The 22,339-nt window shown below is 63.6% G+C and carries 14 protein-coding genes; 10 read left to right on the top strand and 4 right to left on the bottom strand.

Going from position 1 to position 22,339, the window contains the following annotated elements:
• Nucleotides 1-27 precede the first annotated feature (27 nt).
• The 7 genes from glnT to NKI38_RS23430 all read left to right on the top strand — a co-directional run bounded on the left by glnT (nucleotide 28) and on the right by NKI38_RS23430 (nucleotide 11,482).
• Nucleotides 28-1,335 carry a type III glutamate--ammonia ligase gene (gene glnT / locus NKI38_RS23460; RefSeq protein ID WP_352626388.1) on the top strand — a complete coding sequence of 436 codons (1,308 nt, stop codon included), beginning with the start codon at nucleotides 28-30 and terminating at the stop codon, nucleotides 1,333-1,335.
• A 36-nt stretch (nucleotides 1,336-1,371) separates the two neighbouring features.
• Nucleotides 1,372-2,625, top strand: a complete 1,254-nt coding sequence (locus tag NKI38_RS23455; RefSeq protein WP_352661297.1) for a sarcosine oxidase subunit beta family protein — start codon at nucleotides 1,372-1,374, stop codon at nucleotides 2,623-2,625.
• Between the two features lie 17 nt (nucleotides 2,626-2,642).
• Entirely contained in the window at nucleotides 2,643-2,918 is a 276-nt protein-coding gene (locus NKI38_RS23450; RefSeq protein ID WP_352661295.1) for a sarcosine oxidase subunit delta, read from the top strand.
• Between the two features lie 267 nt (nucleotides 2,919-3,185).
• Nucleotides 3,186-6,167, top strand: a complete 2,982-nt coding sequence (locus tag NKI38_RS23445) for a sarcosine oxidase subunit alpha (RefSeq protein ID WP_352661293.1) — start codon at nucleotides 3,186-3,188, stop codon at nucleotides 6,165-6,167.
• Nucleotides 6,160-6,789, top strand: coding sequence for a sarcosine oxidase subunit gamma (locus NKI38_RS23440; protein WP_352661290.1), 630 nt, complete (start codon nucleotides 6,160-6,162; stop codon nucleotides 6,787-6,789). The genes NKI38_RS23445 and NKI38_RS23440 overlap by 8 nt, the downstream gene beginning before the upstream one ends.
• Nucleotides 6,790-7,148: 359 nt before the next feature.
• Nucleotides 7,149-9,518 (top strand): trimethylamine N-oxide demethylase, encoded by a 2,370-nt coding sequence (locus NKI38_RS23435; RefSeq protein ID WP_352661287.1) that lies wholly within the window; start codon nucleotides 7,149-7,151, stop codon nucleotides 9,516-9,518.
• 254 nt (nucleotides 9,519-9,772) lie between these two features.
• On the top strand, nucleotides 9,773-11,482 hold the full coding sequence (locus tag NKI38_RS23430) for a trimethylamine N-oxide permease (RefSeq protein ID WP_352661284.1): 1,710 nt from the start codon (nucleotides 9,773-9,775) through the stop codon (nucleotides 11,480-11,482).
• A 75-nt stretch (nucleotides 11,483-11,557) separates the two neighbouring features.
• Here the strand turns inward: NKI38_RS23430 and NKI38_RS23425 are convergent, their stop codons facing one another.
• From NKI38_RS23425 to NKI38_RS23410, 4 genes are all read right to left on the bottom strand, one after another.
• Nucleotides 11,558-14,698, bottom strand: a complete 3,141-nt coding sequence (locus NKI38_RS23425; RefSeq protein ID WP_352661281.1) for an efflux RND transporter permease subunit — start codon at nucleotides 14,696-14,698, stop codon at nucleotides 11,558-11,560.
• A gap of 192 nt (nucleotides 14,699-14,890) precedes the next feature.
• Complete coding sequence (locus NKI38_RS23420; protein ID WP_352661278.1) at nucleotides 14,891-16,039, bottom strand: efflux RND transporter periplasmic adaptor subunit; 1,149 nt, start codon at nucleotides 16,037-16,039, stop codon at nucleotides 14,891-14,893.
• 57 nt (nucleotides 16,040-16,096) lie between these two features.
• Entirely contained in the window at nucleotides 16,097-16,705 is a 609-nt protein-coding gene (locus NKI38_RS23415; RefSeq protein ID WP_352661275.1) for a TetR/AcrR family transcriptional regulator, read from the bottom strand.
• A gap of 188 nt (nucleotides 16,706-16,893) precedes the next feature.
• The gene (locus tag NKI38_RS23410) at nucleotides 16,894-18,534 is read right to left on the bottom strand and encodes an acyl-CoA synthetase (RefSeq protein ID WP_352661272.1); all 1,641 of its coding nucleotides are present in this window, start codon (nucleotides 18,532-18,534) and stop codon (nucleotides 16,894-16,896) included.
• A 190-nt stretch (nucleotides 18,535-18,724) separates the two neighbouring features.
• Between NKI38_RS23410 and NKI38_RS23405 the strand changes: the two genes are divergently transcribed.
• The 3 genes from NKI38_RS23405 to NKI38_RS23395 all read left to right on the top strand — a co-directional run bounded on the left by NKI38_RS23405 (nucleotide 18,725) and on the right by NKI38_RS23395 (nucleotide 22,217).
• The gene (locus tag NKI38_RS23405) at nucleotides 18,725-19,690 is read left to right on the top strand and encodes a sugar-binding transcriptional regulator (protein ID WP_352661269.1); all 966 of its coding nucleotides are present in this window, start codon (nucleotides 18,725-18,727) and stop codon (nucleotides 19,688-19,690) included.
• 90 nt (nucleotides 19,691-19,780) lie between these two features.
• Nucleotides 19,781-21,835, top strand: coding sequence for a bifunctional aldolase/short-chain dehydrogenase (locus NKI38_RS23400; protein ID WP_352661266.1), 2,055 nt, complete (start codon nucleotides 19,781-19,783; stop codon nucleotides 21,833-21,835).
• A gap of 121 nt (nucleotides 21,836-21,956) precedes the next feature.
• Nucleotides 21,957-22,217, top strand: coding sequence for a type II toxin-antitoxin system ParD family antitoxin (locus NKI38_RS23395; protein ID WP_502899367.1), 261 nt, complete (start codon nucleotides 21,957-21,959; stop codon nucleotides 22,215-22,217).
• The last annotated feature ends 122 nt before the right edge of the window (nucleotides 22,218-22,339 follow it).

Below are 22,339 nucleotides of genomic sequence, written 5' to 3'. Positions count from 1 at the left end.
ACAATCGACAAAAAATGGGGAACTGCGGTGACAATTGATCTTGCTGAATTCGCAAGGGCGAAAAACGTCAAATACTTCATGATTTCCTACACCGACCTGTTCAGCGGGCAACGCGCCAAGCTGGTGCCGGCGCAGGCGATCGCCGACATGCAGAAGGACGGCGCCGGCTTTGCCGGGTTTGCCACATGGCTCGATCTGACGCCGGCGCATCCCGACATGCTGGCGGTGCCGGATCCGGATTCGGTCATTCAATTGCCATGGAAGCCCGAGGTCGCCTGGGTCGCAGCCAACTGCATCATGGACGACAAGGAGGTCGACCAGGCGCCGCGCAACACGCTGAATCGGCTGATCGCGGAAGCTGCCAGTGACGGCATGCACGTCAAGACCGGCGTCGAGGCCGAGTTCTTCCTGATCTCGCCAGACGGCAAGACGATTTCCGATGAGTACGACACGGCGTCAAAACCCTGCTACGACCAGCAGGCGGTGATGCGCCGCTACGACGTCATCGCGGAAATCTGCGACCACATGCTGGCGCTCGGCTGGGGCGCCTACCAGAACGACCATGAGGACGCCAACGGCCAGTTCGAGATGAACTGGGCCTTCGACGATGCGCTGGCCACCGCCGACAAGCACTCGTTCTTCAAGTTCATGGTCAAGTCGATCGCGGAAAAGCATGGCCTGCGCGCGACCTTCATGCCCAAACCCTTCCAGGGGCTGACCGGCAATGGCTGCCATGCCCATATCTCGGTGTGGGACAAGGCCGGCAAGACCAACGTCTTCGCCGACAATTCGATGGAACTTGGCCTGTCGGCGAAGGGCAGGAATTTCCTCGGCGGCATCATGAAGCATGCCTCCGCGCTGGCCGCCATCACCAACCCGACGGTCAATTCCTACAAGCGCATCAACGCGCCGCGCACCATCTCGGGCGCGACCTGGGCGCCGAACACGGTGACCTGGACCGGCAACAACCGCACCCACATGGTGCGCGTGCCCGGCCCCGGCCGCTTCGAACTGCGGCTGCCGGATGGTGCCGCCAACCCCTATCTCCTGCAGGCGGTCATCATCGCGGCGGGCCTCGACGGTATCCGCTCGAAGGCCGATCCCGGCAAGCGCTACGACATCGACATGTACCAGAACGGCCATACGGTGAAGGGCGCGCCGAAGCTGCCGCTCAACCTGCTCGACGCGCTGCGCGAGTTCGACAAGGACAAATCGCTCAAGGCGGCGCTGGGTGAGGAATTCTCGTCGGCATACCTAAAGCTGAAGCACCAGGAATGGAATTCCTATGCTTCGCACTTCACGCAATGGGAGCGCGACCACACGCTGGATATCTAGCTGTCCCAGCGGTGCGAGCGGCCTCGGAATGAACGTATGAAATATTCGATCTTCTCGCTCGCCCGCGCCGCCCTGTCCGGCCACAAGAACTGGCAACGCACCTGGCGCGACGCCACGCCGAAGGACCGCTACGACGTGGTGATCATCGGCGGCGGCGGCCACGGCCTGGCAACCGCGTGGTTCCTGGCCAGCGAGTACGGCATCAGAAATGTCGCCGTGCTCGAAAAAGGCTGGATCGGCTCCGGCAATGCCGGCCGCAACACCACCATCATCCGCTCCAATTACGGTCTGCCCGGTAACACCGGCTTCTACGAATTGTCGATGAAGCTGTGGGAAAGGATGGAGCAAGACCTCAACTACAACACGATGGTCAGCCAGCGCGGCGTCATCAATCTCTACCATTCCGACGCACAGCGCGACGCCTATGCGCGGCGCGGCAACACCATGCGCATCAACGGAATCGACGCCGAACTGCTCGACCTCGCGGCGGTCAGGAAGATGATACCGTTCCTGAATTTCGACAACGCACGCTTTCCGGTGCAAGGCGGCCTCTTGCAGCGGCGCGGCGGCACGGCGCGTCACGACGCGGTGGTCTGGGGCTACGCGCATGCGGCGAGCGCACTCGGCGTCGACATCATCCAGAATTGCGAAGTCACCGGTTTTGTCAGAGACGCCAATGGCAAGGTGACCGGCGTCGAGACGTCGCGCGGCAAGATCGGCGCCGGCAAGGTCGGCATGGCGGTCGCCGGCTCCTCGTCGCGCGTCGCGGCGATGGCCGGCCTGCGCCTGCCGATCGAAAGCCATGTGCTGCAAGCCTTCGTCTCCGAGGCGATCAAACCGCTCATACCCGGCGTCATGACCTTCGGCGCCGGCCATTTCTATGTCAGCCAGTCCGACAAGGGCGGCCTGGTCTTCGGCGGCGACATTGACGGCTACAATTCCTATGCCCAGCGCGGCAACATGCCTGTGATGGAGGACGTCTGCGAGGGCGGCATGGCGCTGATGCCGATGATCGGCCGCGTGCGCCTGCTGCGCCAGTGGGGCGGCATCATGGACATGTCGATGGACGGCTCGCCGATCATCGACAAGACGCCGGTGGACGGGCTCTATCTCAACGCCGGCTGGTGCTATGGCGGCTTCAAGGCGACGCCGGGCTCCGGCCTTGTCTTTGCCCATCTTCTGGCCCGCGATGAATCGCACGCAGAAGCTGCAAGGTTCCGCCTCGACCGGTTCCGGACTGGTGCCATGATCGACGAAAAGGGCCAGGGCGCCCAACCGAACCTGCATTGAAGGCGGTCTAGAACAGCATGCGCATTGTCTGTCCCTTCTGCGGCGAACGTGAACTCGGCGAGTTCACCTATCTCGGCGACGCCAAGCCGGTGCGGCCCGAAGCCGGCGCCTCACAAGACGAGGTCTTCGACTATGTCTATCTGCGCGACAACGTCGCCGGCGAGACCAGCGAATACTGGTACCATGGCGGCGGCTGCCGGGCTTGGCTGAAGGTCACCCGCAACACGCTGACGCACGAGATTTCGTCGGTCGAACCGGCGGCGGGCGCTGGGGCGAGGCAGGTCGCGGAATGAGTTTTCCTGTCCAAGTCAGCGCTGCTGCGAAGGGCGCCACGCCCCTACCTCCCCCTTGTGGGGAGGTCGGACCGCAGGTCCGGGTGGGGGTCGGCGCCGCGGGGCCCGCCCCCCCCCCCGGGGCGCCGCGCGCCCCCCGCGCGGGGGGGGGGGGCCCGGCGCCGCACCCCCACCCCGCTGCTTCGCAGCGACCCTCCCCACAAGGGGGAGGGTAAGGGTCGGCGCCACCCGCTCGCATTTCATCGAACTCATGGAGGGTCGGCAGTCATGACCTCCAGCCAATCCCATCGTCTCCCTTCCGGCGGTCTTGTCGACCGCTCGGCGCGGCTCAACTTCCGCTTCGACGGCAAGACGTTCTCCGGCTTCCAGGGCGACACGCTCGCCTCGGCGCTGATCGCCAATGGCGTCAAGCTGGTCGGCCGCTCGTTCAAGTACCATCGCCCGCGCGGCATCCTCACCGCCGGTTCGGAAGAGCCAAACGCGCTGGTCGAGTTACGCACAGGCGCCCGGCGCGAGCCGAACACCAAGGCGACCACGGCCGAACTCTATCACGGGCTGGAAGCCGCGAGCCAGAACCGCTGGCCGTCGCTTCGCCACGATGTGATGTCGGTGAACCAGCTATTCGCGCCGATCTTCGTCGCCGGCTTCTACTACAAGACCTTCATGTGGCCGGCGAAGTTTTGGGAAGCGATCTATGAGCCGGCGATCCGTCGCGCCGCCGGCCTTGGCCGCGCCGCCGGCGTCGCCGATCCCGACCACTACGACAAGGCTTGGGCACACTGCGATGTGCTGATCGCCGGTTCCGGTCCGGCCGGTCTGGCCGCGGCATTGGCAGCCGGCCGCTCTGGTGCCCGCGTCATCCTGTGCGAGGAAGATTTCACGCTCGGCGGCCGCTTGCTGTCGGATGGCGGCACTATCGATTGCCTGCCGGCAGCCGAATGGCTGTCGCGGGCGCTGGCCGAACTGGCTGATATGCCCGACGTTCGCATCATGACCCGCACGACATTGTTCGGCGTCTATGATGGCGGCACCTATGGCGCGATCGAGCGGGTCAACGACCATTTGCCCTCACCGCCCGAGCACCAGGTGCGCCAGCGGCTGTGGCGGATCGTGGCGAAGCGCTGCGTCGTCGCGGCCGGCGCCATCGAACGGCCGATCGTCTTTGCCGGCAACGACACGCCCGGTGTGATGATGGCCTCCGCCATGCGGACCTATGTCGCGCGCTACGCGGCAGCGCCAGCCAAGCGCATCGCGTTGTTCACCAACAATGAGGATGGCTGGCGCACAGTCGAGACCGCGCTCGGTGCCGGCCTACAAATAGCTGCGGTCATCGATGCGCGGCCTGACATATCTCCCTCACATCGTTCGCTGGCGTCCAAGGGCGGTTTCCCGGTGCTGCACGGGTCCGTCAGTGGCGTCGATGGCGGCAAGGACGGCGTTAGGAAAATCGCGGTGTCGCTGACCGGCGGCGCGCGCGCGGAAGTCGAAGCGGACGGGCTCGCCGTCTCAGGCGGCTGGAACCCGGCGGTCGGGCTGACCTCCTATCATCGCGGACGGCCGACATGGCGTGACGACATATCAGCCTTCGTGCCGGATGGCGCACCTCCGGGCATGGTTGCCGCCGGCGCCGCCAACGGCGATTTCGGGCTCGGCGCCTGCCTGAGCCAGGGATTTGCCGCCGGCGCGGCAGCGGCGCGTGACGCGGGGCGCAATGGTATGGCGGGTGCCACTCCTGTCGCCGACGACGAGGCGTTTTCGCTGACGCCGCTCTGGCATGTAGCGGGCAAGGGCAAGGCCTTTGTCGACTACCAGCACGATGTCACCGCCTCCGACATCGAACTGGCGCAGCGCGAAGGCTTTGAATCGGTCGAACATCTGAAGCGCTACACGACGCTTGGCATGGCGACCGACCAGGGAAAGACTTCGAATGTCGCCGGCCTCGCCATCATGGCGGCGGTGAGCGGGCGCTCCATCCCAGAGACCGGGACGACGATCTACCGGCCGCCTTACGTGCCGGTCGCCATCGGCGCCTTCGCCGGTCATCATCGCGACGAGACTTTCCATGCCACAAGGCTGACGCCGTCGCATCGCTGGGCGGCCGAACAGGGCGCCGTCTTCGTCGACACCGGCCTGTGGAAGCGTGCGCAATGGTATCCGCGCGCCGGCGAAAAAGATTGGCTGGAATCGGTGACCCGCGAGGTCAAGGCGGTGCGCGGCGGCGTGGGCTTCTGCGATGTCTCGACGCTCGGCAAGATCGACGTGCATGGCCGCGATGCCGGCGCCTTCCTCGACCGCGTCTACATCAACACCTTCTCCAGCCTTGCGGTGGGAAAAGCGCGCTACGGGCTGATGCTGCGCGAGGACGGCATCGTCTATGACGACGGCACCACGTCGCGGCTGGCCGAGGATCATTATTTCCTGACCACCACCACCGCCAAGGCCGGACTGGTGATGCAGCATCTCGAATTCTGCCGCCAGGTGCTGTTCCCGGAGCTCGATGTGCAGCTGACCTCGGTCTCTGACCAGTGGGCGCAATTCTCGATCGCCGGACCCAAGACCCGCGATCTGCTCCAGGAGATCGTTGATCCGTCGGAAGACCTGTCGAACGAAGGCTTTCCGTTCATGGGCGCGCGCGAGATCAGCTTGCGCGGCGGCCTCAAGGCACGGCTGTTCCGCATCTCGTTCTCCGGCGAAATGGCCTTCGAGATCTCCGTGCCGGCACGCTTCGGCGATGCCATGGCACGCAATCTGATGCTGGCCGGCGCGCCATTCGGCGTCACGCCCTACGGCACCGAGGCGCTCGGTGTCATGCGCGTTGAAAAAGGTCACGTCGCCGGACCGGAACTGAGCGGCACGACGACAGCCGCCGATCTTGGCCTCGGCAAAATGATGTCGACCAAGAAGGATTTCATCGGCCGCGTGATGGCCGGACGCGAGGCACTGATCGCCCCGGATCGCCAGGTCGTGGTCGGCATCAAGCCGACCGACAAGGGCCGCCGCTTGCGCTCCGGCGCGCACATTATCCCGAAGGGTCAGACGCCCGGCCCCGGCAACGACCAGGGCTATATCACCTCGGTCTGCTTCTCGCCGACGTTGGATCAGTGGATCGGGTTGGCCTTGGTCGAGCGCGGCCGCGAGCGGATCGGCGAAATCGTCCACGCGCATGATCCGTTGCGCGGTGAGGATTATGATGTCGAACTGTGCAATCCCGTCCTCTACGATCCGGATGGAGGGCGCCAGCGTGGCTGAGTTTTCCTGGGTTCCCCGCAGTCCGCTCGAGCATGCGCTGGTCGCCGGCGGGCATGGTGCACGCGGCGTCGAGGCCGGCGTCTCGCTGACGGAGATCCGCAATTTCGACCTGATCCAGGTGATGGCGCGGCGGGGCAAATCGGCCGAACTGGCTAAGGCGGCCAAAGCCCTTTTCGGTGTTGCTGCACCGGATAGGCCCCAAGCGGTACAAACTCCGGATACCACACTGATCTGGTCGGGTCCGGACCAGTTCTTCGTTCTGTCGAAGGGCGGCAAGCACACGATGCAGACGTTGGCGCCGGCATTGTCCGATGCCGCCTCGCTGTCCGACCAGTCGCATGCGCGGGTGCTGATCAGCATTTCCGGAGCCAATGCGCGGATGATGCTGGCGAAGCTGTCGTCTATCGATCTGCATGCGGGAGCATTTCCGATTGGCGCTGCCGCCGCGACGTCGATGGATCACACCAGTGTTACACTCTGGCGCGGCGGTGATCGGCCAGATGGGCAGGCGGTGTTCAATCTTCTGGTGTTTGCGACGTTTGCCGAAAGCCTGTGGGGCACGATGCTTGATGCGGCAGCGGAATATGGCGTCGACGTCAGCCATTCCGAGGAACTGGGTTAGTATCGACGCTCATCGGAGAAGCCAATTTTGAATCTCGGCGCTGCCCCTCATTGCCCTGCCGGGCATTTCTCCCCGTAAACGGGGCGAAAGACACTGGCCGCAATGCCGCGCCATCTCTTAGCGTCGGCACTTGGCGAAATCGGCGACGAGCGTCCTTCGCCCCGTTTACGGGGAGAAGATGGCGGCAGCCAGATGAGGGGCGGCGCCGACGTTTGGAAAATAGGCTCAGTAGCGAATTCATGCCCCGTGTTCATGCCGCCGCGCCACCTTCGCCTTGCCAAACGCAACCGCACTGCTATTCTTGCTGCTAAAATAATTTCACACACAGGCAAACTTGTTTCTCGAACCGCAAGGCTGAGATGAGCCAGTCGCCCTACCCCGCAATTGCAGCCGGACCGCCCCGGCCGAGCCTCATCCTGAGACCCGGCCAGATTGCGCTGCCGCCGGGCATGGAGCGTTACATGATCCAGGGTAACGGCGCGGTGCTGATCGAGGTCGAGGCTGGCGACACTGTCACCGTGCGCAATGTCGAAGGCGGCCAGGCCTGTGAGCTGCTGGCGTGGGACAAGACCGGCGCAACCGACCTCGGCATTTTTGGCGCGACATCGAACAGCAATGCCGCCGGCATCAAGGCCGTGCTGACTGAGGGCGACGACAGCCTCGCTTCCTTGCGCCGCGGGCTCGCGCGCCGGCAGGTGCAGTTGGACCAGGCCAAGGCGGTGCGCGTGTTCGGCGGTTCCACGCCTGCCGGCACCGAGCAGGCCTTCACCGTCGCGCGCGACGGCTCGATGGTCGTCGCCGCGCCCGGCGGGCCGATGCTGGTCGACGGTCACGATACGGCGACGCCACTGACGGTCATCGTCCGCCGCGCCACGATCCGCCCGGCGGCGAAAGCGCAATTGGCCGATCCGCTGGCCGATCCGGTGCTCGATCTGCGCGTCTATTCGGCGACGGCGGAATCCTATTTCGTCAAGGCGGGCGACTATCTGCAAATCATCGATGTCGACGGGCGTCAGTGCACCGATTTCCAGTGCTTTTCGGCACGCAAGCTGGACAAGGGCCGCGACCATCCGCTCGACGTGACGACGACCCGCACGCTGATGGGTGCAAGCTATCCGATGCCCGGCCTGCATTCGAAATATTACGACCAGGACATGGAGCCGCTGGTCGAGGTGGTGCAGGACACATGCGGCCGGCACGATGCCTTCGCGCTCGCTTGCGCGGCCAAATATTACGACGACATCGGTTACCCCGGCCACACCAACTGCTCGGAGAACTTTAATCGCGCGCTGGCCGACAAGGGCGTAAATCCGCGCGCCGGCTGGATGGCGATCAACTTCTTCTTCAACACCGCGATCGACGCGCATGGCGTGATGGTGTCCGACGAGCCTTGGTCGCGACCGGGCGACTATGTGCTGCTGCGCGCGCTCACCGACATCGTCTGCGTTTCCTCCGCCTGCCCCGACGACACGACCCCGGCCAATGGCTGGAACCCGACCGACATCCACGTGCGCACCTATTCCGGCCAGCACAAATTCTCGCGAGCGATCGCCAGACGCATGACGCCCGATTCGGAACCGAAAATGACCCGCGAGACAGCTTTTCATTCGAGCTTTGCCAAGCACACCCGCAACTTTCAGGAGTACAGGGGCTATTGGCTGGCCAATTCCTTCGCCAAGGACGGGCCGATCGCCGAATACTGGGCCTGCCGGCAGGACGCGGTAATCATGGACCTGTCGCCGCTGCGCAAGTTCGAGGTCACCGGCCCGGATTCCGAGGCTCTGCTGCAGTACACGCTGACCCGCGACGTTAAGAAGCTCGGCGTCGGCCAGGTCGTCTATTCGGCCATGTGCTACGAGCACGGCGGCATGATCGACGACGGCACGCTGCTGCGCCTCGGCAAGGACAATTTCCGCTGGGTCGGCGGTGACGATCTGTCCGGCGAATGGCTGCGCGAAACGGCGGCGAAACTTGACCTCAACGTGCTGGTGCGTTCGTCGACCGACCAGATGCACAATGTCGCCGTGCAAGGGCCGAAGAGCCGCGACATCCTCCGAGAAGTCATCTGGACCTCGCCGCTGCAGCCATCGATCGACGAGCTCGAATGGTTCCGTTTCGCCGTCGCCCGCATCGGCGGCGGCAATGGCATTCCGGTCGTCGTCTCGCGCACCGGCTACACCGGCGAACTCGGCTACGAGATCTGGTGCCATCCGCGCGACGCCGAAAAGGTGTTCGACGCCATCTGGGAGGCCGGCCAGCCGCATGGACTGAAACCGATGGGGCTGCAGGCGCTCGACATGGTGCGCATCGAGGCCGGGCTGATCTTCGCCGGCTACGAATTCTCGGACCAGACGGACCCATTCGAGGCCGGCATCGGCTTCACGGTGCCGCTGAAGAGCAAGACCGACGATTTCATCGGCCGCGAGGCGCTGATCCGCCGCAAGGAGCACCCGCAGACAAAACTGGTCGGGCTCGACATCGATGCCAATGTCGCTGTCGGTCACGGCGACTGCGTGCATATCGGCCGCGCCCAGATCGGCGTGGTCACGTCAGGCATGCGCTCGCCGGTGCTGAACAAGAACATCGCGCTGGCCAGGCTCGACGTCACGCATTCGGCGATTGGTACCGAGGTTGAGATCGGTAAACTCGACGGCCATGCCAAGCGGCTGCCGGCGCGCGTCGTCGCCTTTGCGCATTACGATCCGCAGAAGACCAAACCGCGCTCCTGAGGACCGTTTTCATGACAAACAGGTCGGCCGGTCTGTAATTTCACCGGTCACGTGAATCCTACGCTCACAAGCGTGATGTGCATGGCTTCACAAAACGCTTGACCTGAAAGCGCGTCGGATCAATCTTCACTGTTAAGAAAAAAATACGACTGAGTGGAAACACCGGCAGTCGCTCAATGCATGCGTCGATGATGAAGCCTCGCGAAGTCGCGGCCGTCACGAACGGGGAACATCAAAAAGGGGAACCAAGACACATGAGCACAATAGTAACTGCCCTGGAGCCGCTTGCGGAAGGCAAGCTGCACCGGAATATCGACTGGCGCGGCGCCTTCTGGGTGGCGAGCGGCGTCCCTGCCCTCGTCCTGTTTTCGATCGGCGGCATTGCCGGCACGACCGGTACGCTGGCCTTCGCGATCTGGATCTTCTCCATGATCATGGGCTTCCTGCAATCCTTCACCTATGCGGAGATCGCCGGCCTGTTCCCGAACAAATCCGGCGGTGCCTCGATCTACGGCGCCACGGCGTGGCTGCGCTATTCCAAGTTCATCGCGCCGCTGTCGGTGTGGTGCAACTGGTTCGCCTGGTCGCCGGTGCTGTCGCTCGGCTGCTCGATCGCCGCCGCCTATATCCTCAACGCGCTGGCGCCGGTGCCGCTGTTCACCGAAACATCGCCGGATGTCGTCGCCTATATCGCCGCGCATGCCGGAACGAGTGCCGCCAACGCCATCATGGCGGTGACCGCCGCCGCAACGCCGGCGATCCGCAACTGGACGCTTTACAGCCACACGCTGGGACCGGTCTCGTTCACGTTCAACGCGACCTTCTTCATCGGCGCGGTGCTGATGCTGATCATCTTCGCCATCCAGCATCGCGGCATCCTCGGCACGGCCAATGTGCAGAAATATATCGGCCTGCTGGTCATCATCCCGATGCTGATTGTCGGTGTGGTGCCGATCGTCACCGGCCAGATCAACTGGGCGAATTTCTCGCCGCTGGTACCGCTCGCCGCCGCCTACGCGCCTGAGCCCGGCGCCTGGAATATCGCCGGCTGGACGCTGGTGCTCGGCGGCATGTTCATCGCCGCGTGGTCGACCTACGGCTTCGAGACCGCCGTCTGCTACACCTCGGAGTTCAAGAACCCCGGTACCGACACATTCAAGGCCATCTTCTACTCCGGCTTGCTGTGCATGCTGCTGTTCATCCTGGTGCCCTTCACCTTCCAGGGCGTGCTCGGCCTCAACGGCATGCTGGCCACGCCGATCGTCGATGGTTCCGGCGTCGCCGACGCATTGGCCGGCATGGTCGGTGGCGGTGCGCTGATCCACAGCCTGCTGGTGATGCTGATGATCCTGGCGCTGGTGCTGTGCATCATGACGGCGATGGCCGGTTCCTCGCGCACGCTCTACCAGGGTTCGGTCGACGGCTGGCTGCCGCGCTATCTCAGCCACGTCAACGAGCACGGCGCACCGACCCGCGCGATGTGGACCGATCTCGTCTTCAACCTGATCGTGCTGGCCATCGCCTCGGCCGACGCAACGAGCTTCTTCTTCATCCTCGCCGTGTCGAACTGCGGCTATATCATCTTCAACTTCCTCAACCTCAACGCCGGCTGGATCCACCGCATCGACAACGGCCATATCGCGCGGCCATGGAAGGCACCGAGCTGGCTGCTCGGGATCGGGGCGATCTTTGCCTATGTCAACGCCATCTTCATGGGCGCGGGCGCCAAGGTGTGGAACCCGATGGCGTTGTGGGCCGGACTGATCACCGCGGCACTGATCATTCCGGTGTTCTGCTTCCGCCACTACGTCCAGGACAAGGGAAAGTTCCCCGACCACATGCTGGCCGACCTTGGCATGACGGGAGCCGATCTCTCGGTCAAGAAAGCGGGCATGCTTCCCTATCTGACGCTGGTCGCCGGCGTGGTGGTGATGCTGCTCGCTAATTGGTTCTTCGTCATCTGACAGTCCTGAAAAGTCGGCAGCCCGCCGTAACAAGTGGACAATCGGCCGGTCGAAACTCGACCGGCCGATTGTCGTTTACTCTGCCGCCAGAGCCAGTTGGGGCCTTTCGGCTTTTTCGCTGGCCGCCAGATCGTCTTCCTTCTCGGCAACCCTCTTGGGCTCGCGGCCGAAGAACAGCGCGTAGCCAGCCGGCAGGACCAGGATGGTCAACACGGTGGCGACGAGGATGCCGCCCATCATGGCGTAGGCGAGTGGCCCCCAGAACACGCCGCGCGAGATCGGGATCAGTGCCAGCACCGCCGTCATCGCCGTCAGCACGATCGGCCGGAAGCGGCGCACGGCCGAGCCGATGATCGCTTCGGAGCGATCCATGCCTCTCGCAATGTCCTGGTCGATCTGGTCGACCAGGATGATCGAGTTGCGCATGATGATGCCGAGCAGAGCGATGACACCGAGGATGGCGACGAAGCCGAACGGCGCGCCGCTGATCAAAAGGGCGGCCGCGGCACCGATGATGCCGAGAGGACCGGTCGCCAGAACCAGCATCGCCTTGCCGAAATGCTGCAGCTGGATCATCAACAGCACGACGATGACGGCCAGCATGATCGGCGCCTTGGCGGCGATCGAAGCCTGGCTTTCCGCCGAATCCTCGGCACCGCCCTGGATCTCGATCTTGTAGCCGGGCGCCAGCCCGTTACGGAGGCCCTGCATGTCCTTGTACATCTTGGTGATGACGTCGTTGGACTGCACGCCGTCGGGCAACGTCGCCCGCACGCTGATGGTCGGCAAGCGGTCGCGGCGCCATTCGATGCCTTGCTCCAGCACCGGCACAACCTTGGCCACCTGCGACAGCGGCACGGAGCCGCCGAAATCGGTCGGAATATAGACGGAGTCGACCGAGGACAGCAGGCTGCGGCTGGCATCCGGCTCGCGGGCGACAATCGACACCGTCTCCTCGCCGTCGCGGAAGTCGTCGAGCGGCACGCCGGACATGGCCGCCCGCAGCGTCTGGCGGATGCGCTGCGAGGTGACGCCGAGCGCACGGGCGCGATCCTGGTCGATGTCCAGCTTCATTGCCGGCACCGGTTCGAGCCAGTCGTCATGGACTGCGCCAAGAAGCGGATCCTCGCGGAACTTCGCCTTCACCTGGTCGGCGATGCGGCGCACCTCCTGGCGATCCGGCCCCATGACGCGCATCTGCACCGGCCATCCGGTCGGCGGACCGAGGAACAGACGGTCGACCTTGGCGCGGATCGACGGAAAATCCTCGGCCAGGACGGTGCGCAATTTGACGATCAGCCGTTCGCGGGCCGGTTCGTCATTGGCCATGACGAGCAGCTGGGCAAAGTTTGGGTTGCTCAGCTGCTGGTCGAGCGGCAGGAAGAAGCGCGGCGCACCCTCGCCGATATAGGTGGCGATGAAGCGCTTGTCCTTGTCGTCCATCATCTTGGCTTCGAGCGCCTTGGCCTGTGCCTCGACCTCCTTGATGCTGGTGCCTTCCGGCAGCCAGAGATCGACGAGGATTTCCGGACGCGAAGACTGCGGAAAGAAGTTCTGCGGGATGAACTGGAACGCCCACAGGCTGGTGCCGAAGGTCACCAGCGTCATCGTCAGGACGATGATGCGATGGCGCACCGCCCAGCCGACGGTTCCGCGCAGCCGGCGATAGAAGCGCGTGTCAAAGGCGTCGTGGTGGCTGCCGGCATGCTTGCGCTGCTTCAGGATCATGTTGCCGAGCCATGGCGTGAAATACACCGCGACGAACCAGGAGACGACCAGCGCGATGCCGACGACATAGAACAGGGTGCGGACATATTCGCCGGCCGTCGAGGCGGCGAAGCCGACCGGGATGAAGCCGGCCGTGGTGATCAGCGTGCCGGTCAGCATCGGGAAGGCGGTCGAGGAATAGGCGAAGCTTGCCGCCTCGATCTTGACCAGCCCCTCTTCCAGCTTGCGCTCCATCATTTCGACGACGATCATGGCGTCGTCGACGAGCAGGCCGAGCGCGATGATCAGCGCGCCGAGCGAAATGCGCTGCAGGTCGATGCCGAGTTCGTACATGATGGCGAAGGTGGCGGCGAGCACCAGCGGGATGGTGATGGCGATGATGAGGCCCGAGCGCCAGCCGATCGACAGGAACGAGACGACAAGCACGATCAGCAGCGCTTCGCCGAGCGCATGCATGAACTCGGCCACCGCGTCCGTGACGACGCCCGGCTGATCGGAAATCTGGTCGACCGAAACACCATAGGGCAGCGCCTCCTCGAAGCGCTTGTAGGTGGCCTCGACGTCCTTGCCGACATCGGTAACCTTGAAGCCCTTGGCCATGACGACGCCAAGCTGCACGCTGTCATGACCGTTGAAACGGTATTTGCGCTGGAACGGATCTTCCAGCCCCGAGGTCACCGTGGCGATGTCGCCCAGCCTTGTGACCTGGCCGCCGGCGCGCAGGCGCAGGTTTCGGATGTCCTCGACCTTGGCAACGTCGCCTTCGACGGAAATGCGCACCGAATTGGTACCGGTGTCGACGGATCCGGCCGGATCGACATTGTTCTGTCCCTTGATCGCGTTCTGCAAATCGGTCAGCGTCAGGCCGCGTTCGGCGAGCGCCTTGGACGAGACGTCGATATAGAGCTTTTCCGGCTGGTCGCCGATGATGACGGCCTTCTCGACGCCGGGCGTCGTCAAAAGCATGTCGCGCGCCTGGATAGCGAACTTCTTCAGCTCGGGGTAACTGAAGCCGTCACCGCTGATCGAATGCAGCGTGATGAAAGTGTCGCCGAACTCATCGTTGAAATAGGGCCCGAGCAGGCCTTGCGGCAGGTCACCCGATATATCGCCGACTTTCTTGCGCACCTGATAGAAGGCGTCGGTCACCTCGGCGGTGTTGGTGTCACCCTTGATCTGGACCGTGATGATGGCGCTGCCGGCGCGGGTGAAGGAGCGCACGAAGTCGAGATGCGGCGTCTCCTGCAGCTTGCGCTCGATCTTGTTGACGACCTGGTCTTCCATCTCCTGGATCGACGAGCCCGGCCAGATTGCCTGGACGACCATGACCCGGAAGGTGAAATCGGGATCTTCCTTCTGACCCATGCGCATCAGGCCGAGCGCGCCGGAAATGATGATCAAGCCGAACAGGAACCGCGCAATGGCGGGATGGCCGATTGCCCAGCGCGACAGGTTGAAGGGCCGCTTCTCTTCCGTGGAATTGGTCATGGATGCAGATCCATCTGTTCAGCAATCGGGGTTCGGAGTGGCTTCCGGGCGGCAAGGCTCTCCGAGAGGAGAAACGCTCATCGCGGTGGGACGCGAAAATCGATGTGGGGGTTACATCAATCGAGCGTCTCGGGTGGGCGCTTGCCGCCCGGAAACCAGCGGCTGCGGGAACGCGCAGCCGGTTGTCTGTTGTCAGCGCACCTGCTTGGTGTCGCCGCCATCACCCGCCGCGGAAGCGGATTGCAGCACCGTGTCGCCGGCGAGCTTCACCTTCAGGTTCTCGGTCATGAACTGGGTGCCGGCAGCGACCACGACATCGCCAGGTTTCAAACCCTCGGCGACACGCACGCCATCGGCGGCGAATTCGGCAACCTTGACCGGGCGGGCATGAACGGTGTCGGCGCCACGATCGACGGTCCAAACGATCGATTGGGTGCCTTGCTCGGCCAGTGCGCTCAGCGGGATCGAGACGAGCTGCCGCTCATTGGCCGCCGAGGCTTCGATGCTGGCGGTCATGCCGAGAAGCACGCGCGGATCCTTGGGCAGGCTGACGCGGACGGCAAAGGTGCGCGATTGCGGATCGGCGCTGCCGGCGACTTCACGGACCTTGCCGTCTAGCGCCAGCGCGTCGTCGGACCAAAAGCCCGCCTTCACGACCTTGCCCGGCTTGAATTCGGCGATTTCCATCTCCGGGACGGCGATCAGCACTTCCTTTTCGCCGTCGACGGCGACGGTGACCACCGGCGAGCCGGAGCCGACCACCTGGCCGACATCGGCACTGACAGCCGTGATGATGCCGTCCCTGTCGGCCTTGAGGTCGGTATAGCCAACCTGGTTCCTGGCCTGGGCAAGCGTCGAGCGGGCGGAATCGCGGGTGGCGACCGCCTGGTCATAGCTCAGCGTTGCCTGTTCGAGTTGCGATTTCGGCGCGAATTTCTTGTCAAATAGCTGTTCGGCGCGCTTGCGGGCAAGCTCCGATGTCTCGACCTGCCGATCGGCGGCATCGAGCGCTGCCTGCGCACTCTTGACCGAAAGATCGTAGTCAATGGGATCGATCCGGGCGAGGACGTCGCCCGAGGCCACATGCTGGCCGATGTCGACGAGGCGCTCGGTGATCTTGCCGTTGACGCGGAAAGCCAGTGCGCTTTCGGTGCGAGCCCGTACCGAGCCAGAATAGGAGAGCGTGCGGGTGTCATGCGCCTGGGCGATCTCGACGACCTTGACCGGACGGATGATATCCTTGACCTCGGCTTTCTCCTGCGAGCAGCCGGCAAGCCCGAGCGCCGCGGCCATCAGGCCGGCAACTGGCAGCTTGCGGAGGATGGAACTGGACAAAGACACTTTGGCACTCCCGAAACTGGAGATGAATTGTCGACACAGACGCCCGGCGGGCGGCAGCTATTTCTTTAGAGCCCTGATTGCATAGTCGATCAGGTCGTCGGGCATCGCCCGGTTGGTCTTGGCGAGGCACTGCGCCACCATCTGCGGGTGGCAGAGGATGACGGTGGCGGCGCCGAAGCATCGCGACGCAGTCACCGGATCCTGTTCCCTGAACTCACCGGCCTCGATGCCGTCGCGGATCACGTCCGCAAACAGGTCGTGAATGCTGTCGACATGCTTGTCGATGACGCCCCAGTCCCGTTCGAGCGCGACGATGACAATCTCGTGGACCTTCTGCTCATCGAGCATGACTTCCATCGTCATCTTGTATTGGGCATGTATGTAGCGCCGAAGCCGCTCCTCGGCGCTGATCGGCAGATGGGCAATCTCGTAGGACATCTTGTAGCTAGCACCGAGCATCCGGCCGCAAACGGCTTGGTGGATTTCGACCTTGGAGGCAAAGAAGCGATAGATGTTGGCCGGCGACATGCCCAGTTCGCGGGCGATGTCGGCGACATTGGTCTTGCCATAGCCATAGTGCCGGAACAGGCGCTCTGCGCAGTCGAGAATGCGCGTCACATTCTCCTGGCGAGCGGCATCGGCGGCTATGGTGGCGGCTTCGGACATGATCCTCTGTCAATTTACGAGTGACGAATTTCAATTTTCATCACTCGTAAATCGAAATGGGCAGCCTGTCAATGCGGATTCGATGTACGCGTACGATTGGTGACAGATGGTGACAGTCGGTAGACGTCACGAAGCTACCCGAGGATGCGGACTGCTGAAAATATTTTCCGCGAGAGGCCGTCGGCGTTTCAGGCGACCTTTGCCATTTCCCGCAGCCGGAACTTCTGGATCTTGCCGGTCGAGGTTTTGGGGATTTCGGCGAAGATCACCGCCTTCGGCACTTTGAAACGGGCAAGCAGCGCGCGGCAGTGGTCGATGATCTCGGCTTCGGTCGCGCTCTTGCCGGGCTTCAGCTCGACATAGGCGACGGGCACCTCGCCCCATTTGTCGTCGGGCCTGGCGACAACACCGCAAGAGGCGACGGAGGGGTGTTTGTAGAGCGCATCCTCGACCTCGATCGAGGAGATATTCTCGCCACCCGAGATGATGATGTCCTTGGAGCGGTCCTTGAGCTGGATGTAGCCATCGGCGTGCATGACGCCGAGATCGCCGGAATGGAACCAGCCGCCGGCAAAGGCCTCGTCGCTGGCCTTGCGGTTCTTCAGATAGCCCTTCATGACGATGTTGCCGCGGAACATGACCTCGCCGATGGTCTGGCCGTCGGCTGGCGTCGGCTGCATCGTCTCAGGATCCATGACGGTCAGGCCTTCGAGTGCCGCGTAGCGTACGCCCTGCCGTGCCTTCTTGGCGCTGCGTTCGCCCTTTTCGAGATCGTCCCAGGCGCCGTGCCATTCGTTGACGACCGCCGGGCCATAGGTCTCGGTCAGGCCGTAGAGGTGGGTGACGGCAAAGCCGGCATCGGCCATCCCCGACAGCACGGCTTCCGGCGGCGATGCGGCGGCCGTGTTGAAGGAGACCGTCTGCGGGAACTCCCGCTTGTCCTCGTCTTTCGCATTGATCAGCACCGACATGACCACGGGCGCGCCGCAGAGATGGGTGACGCCGAGGTCGGCAATCGCATCGTAGATGGGCTTCGGTCGCACCCAGCGCAGGCAGACATGGGTGCCGGCCTGGACGGCGAGCGTCCAGGGAAAGCACCAGCCATTGCAGTGGAACATCGGCAGCGTCCACAGATAGACGGCGTGCTTGGCCATGCCGGCATGGATGGTGTTGGTGTAAGCCATCAGGGCGGCACCGCGATGATGGTAGACGACACCCTTCGGATTGCCTGTGGTGCCGGAGGTGTAGTTGAGCGAGATGGCGTCCCATTCGTCGTCGGGCATCGACCAGGCGAAGTTCGCGTCGCCGCCGGCGACGAAATCCTCATAGTCGAGCGCGCCAATGCGCTCGCCTTTCGGATATGGCGCGTCGGCGGCGTATTCGGGGTCGTCGTAGTCGATGACCAGCGGCTTGACCTTGGCCAGTTCCAGAGCCTGCTTGACGACGCTAGAGAATTCCCGGTCGACGATCAGTATCCTGGTCTCCGCGTGGTCGAGCTGGAAGGCGATGACCGCGGCATCGAGGCGGGTGTTGAGCGAATGCAGCACCGCCTTGGTCATCGGCACGCCGAAATGCGCCTCCAGCATCGGCGGCGTGTTGGACAGCATGACGGTGACCGTGTCGCCCTTGCCGACGCCGCGCTTGTCCAGCGCCGAGGCAAGCTTAAGCGAGCGCTGCCAGAAATTGCGATAGTCGATGCGCTGGCGGCCGTGGATGATGGCGATGTGGTCGGGATAGGTCCTGGCCGCGCGCTCCAGATAGGTGAGCGGCGTCAGCGGCTGGTGGTTGGCCGCGTTCTTGTCGAGATCCTGTTCGTAAGGATTGCCCATCACATGCTCCCCGCGCTTTTCTCTAGGACCTTCTAATCACAGGCTCGGGCCGCGTCACCATCAACGATGCCCCGTTGGAGCGCATTTGGCGCAATGATGATCCAGATTCGCAGGGCGGAAGGGCATTGCATACCCTTGCCGAGTTTGACTTTTGTCGAGAGCCATGAATAATGTCAGCCGAGGAGACGGCATGGCGATCCGACCAGCAGAACAGCTCATCCATAAGGCCGCCTGGCTCTACTACGCCCATGGCCTGCGGCAGGACCAGGTGGCGAGCCAGCTTAACATTTCCCGTGCCTCGGTCGCCATGTATCTGCGCAAGGCGCGCGAGACCGGCATCGTCAACATCTCGACCTCGACCCAGCTTTTCACCGACGACGTGCTGGCGCGGAAGCTCGAGGATGCGCTGGGCCTCGACGCCGTCTGGATCGCGCCGGAAAACGACCATATCGCCGACCCGTCGACGGAAATCGCCGTACTGGCGGCAAGCGTCTTTCTCGAACTGGTCAAGAAGGGCGACCGCATCGGCGTCGCCTGGGGCCGGACCGTCTATATGATCGCCGACATCATGTCCTATGCCGACCTGCAGGACGTCACGGTGGTGCAGCTCTGCGGCAATCTCGGTGCGCCCTATTCCTATCGGCCCGATCAATGCACGATGGAGATTGCGCGGCGCCTTAACGCCAAGGGGCTCAATTTCTACGCACCGCTGGTGCTGTCGACGGAAGAGCTGGCACGCGCCCTACGTGCCGAACCGGTGATCCGCGAACAATTATCGGGCGTCGGCGAATGCGACCTGGCGCTGTACTCGGTCGGCGCGGTCGACGCCGACAGCCATCTGGTCAAATGCGGCGCGCTGACACCAAGTGAAATGGCGGAGCTGCGCAGGCAGGGTGCGGCCGGCGTCATTGCCGGGCAGATCATCGACGCGCAGGGCAAGCCGCTCGACTGCAGCTACAACCGCCGTGTGATCTCCGCCGAACTGTCCTCACTGCGCGCCATCACCAGGCGGCTGATGGTGGTGCAGGAGGACAGTAAGTTCGAGCCGCTGCTCGCGGCCATCGCGGGCGGACTTTGCACGCATCTTGTGGTCGGCGCGCGCATGGCACAGCGGCTCCTGGATCATGCCCACGCGGCAACAGAAAAGGCCTCCTAGGAACCACCATCCCCGCCGTCGGCGCATTGTCATCAAAGCGTCGCGGCATTCCTGTTTCACCATCAAAGACAGCAACCGGACGAAGCGAACATGAAGAACCTTTGGAATGACGATGCAGCCGAAAAGCTCGTTGCCGACTATGCAAAGAAGGGCGTCGGCCGCGACCTGGCCTTGCGCGTCTACACGACCCGGCTGCTGGGCGGCGAACCAAGGCTGGTCCTGCATGGCGGCGGCAACACATCCTGCAAGACGACAGCCACCGATCTCGTCGGCGACGAGTGGGACGTGCTGTGCGTCAAGGGCAGCGGCTGGGACATGGGAGTCATCGAGCCGCAGGGCCTGCCGGCGGTCAAGCTCAAGCCGCTGCTCAAGGCGCGCGCGCTGAACAAACTGGCCGACGAGGACATGGTTGCCCTGCAACGCGCCAACCTCATCGACCCGTCATCGCCCAACCCTTCTGTCGAGACGCTGCTGCACGCCTTCCTGCCGCACAAATTCGTCGACCACACGCACTCGACCGCCATCCTCGCCATCGTCGACCAGGAAGACTCGAAGCCACTGGTGAAGACGGTGTTCGGGAGCAAGATGGGTTATGTGCCCTACATCATGCCTGGCTTCGACCTCGCCAAGGCGGCGGCCGATATCTTCGACGCCGACCCCATGGTCGAGGGCCTGATCCTCGACAAGCATGGCATCTTCACCTTCGGCGACGACGCCAGGCAGGCCTACGACCGGATGATCCATTATGTGAATGTCGCCGAGGACCACATCGCCGCAAGCGGCAAGCCGAAGGCAGCAAAGGCAGTCTTGCCGGCAAAACTCGCGACACCGGCTTCCATCGCGCCGATGCTGCGCGGCGCCGTCGCCGTGGCGCGCGGCGAAGGCCGCTTCGACCGCATGATCAGCGACTTCCGCACTTCGCCGGACATCGTCGATTTCATCAATTCGGCCGAGATTGCCGACTATGCTGGACGCGGCGTGTCGACGCCCGATCTGTCGATCCGCATCAAGACCGGGCCGATGGCGCTGCCGGCGCCCGATGCAGACAAGGCCGGCGACTACAGGGCTGTGATCCAGAGCCACGTTGACGCCTTCGCCAAGGATTACCGCGCCTATTTCGAGACCAATGACGCGCTCGACGACGTCAAGCGCACCATGCTCGATCAGATGCCACGGCTGACGCTGGTGCCGGGCCTTGGCATGTTCGGCCATGGCCGCACGCTGAAGGACGCGAAGATCGCGTCGGATGTCGGCGAGATGTGGATCGAGGCAGTGCGTGGCGCCGAGGCGGTCGGCCGGTTCCATCCGCTCTCCAAGGCCGACCTGTTCCCGCTCGAATACTGGTCGCTCGAACAGGCCAAGCTCGCCTCCAACAAACCGAAGCCGCTGACCGGCCAGGTGGTGCTGATCACCGGCGGCGCCGGCGCAATCGGTGCAGCGACGGCAAAACTGTTCGCCGACAATGGCGCTCATGCCGTCGTCGTCGATCTCGATGCCGAAAAGGCCGCAGAGGCGGCGAAGAAAGCCGGCAACAATTCGATCGGTGTCGCCGCCGACATTACCGATCCGGCTCAGGTGCGTGCCGCCTTCGACAGAGCGGTCGCCGTGTTCGGCGGTGTCGACATCCTGGTGTCCAATGCAGGTGCTGCCTGGGAAGGCCGGATCGGCGAACTCGACGATGCTCTTTTGCGCAAAAGCTTCGAGCTCAATTTCTTTGCCCACCAGTCGGTGGCGCAGAATGCCGTGCGCATCATGCTCGAACAGGGCACAGGCGGCGTTCTGCTGTTCAACACCTCTAAGCAGGCGGTCAACCCGGGGCCGAAATTCGGCGCCTATGGCGTGCCGAAGGCGGCGACGCTGTTCCTGTCCAGGCAGTACGCGCTCGACTATGGCGTGCACGGCATCCGTTCTAACGCCGTCAATGCCGACCGCATCCGCTCGGGTCTTTTGACCGACGCCATGATCGCCAGCCGTTCGGGCGCGCGCGGCGTGTCGGAGAAGGACTACATGTCCGGCAATCTGCTCGGCCAGGAAGTGACGGCGCAGGACGTGGCGCAGGCCTTCCTGCACCACGCGCTAGCCGATCGTACCACCGCCGACGTGACGACGGTCGACGGCGGCAATATCGCGGCGGCGTTGCGGTAGGAAATCCTGCCTTGATCACCCTGCTGCCGCGACGCAGCAGGGCAAGGTGCGATCGTAATTCCTAACAAATATTGTTAGTTCTTGTTAGATGTGCTACAGGTTTGGAATGAAAACCGAACCGATGCGTACCCTTACCATTTCCCTCACCCCTCAGCAGGTCGCCCGCCTGCAAAGCGCCGTCGAAGGCGGAGGATATGCCTCCAACAGCGAGATTGTTCGTGACGCCCTTCGTCTGTGGGAGCAGCGCGAAGAATTGCGGGCCTTGGAACTCGAACAATTGAAACGGGCCTATGCTGAGGGCATAGCCAGCGGCAAGCCGGTGGAAGTCGAACCCGCTGAGTTTATACGCGGCCTGAAGGCAGAACGCCGCGCTCGTGGCTAGATATCGGCTCACACCACGCGCCTCGCAGGGGTCGTGTCCCATCAGGTGGTGTAGCTCGGCGGTAGCGAAGCCGCTCACGAGCGCGCCGTTAGTAGCGCTGTAGCGAGTGAGCGGCGTGTCGG

It is taken from the genome of Mesorhizobium sp. M0621 (assembly GCF_040320745.1).
GTDB lineage: Bacteria > Pseudomonadota > Alphaproteobacteria > Rhizobiales > Rhizobiaceae > Mesorhizobium.
The sequence above is the reverse complement of the archived record's forward strand: the minus strand, read 5'-3'. Positions and strand labels throughout refer to the sequence as shown.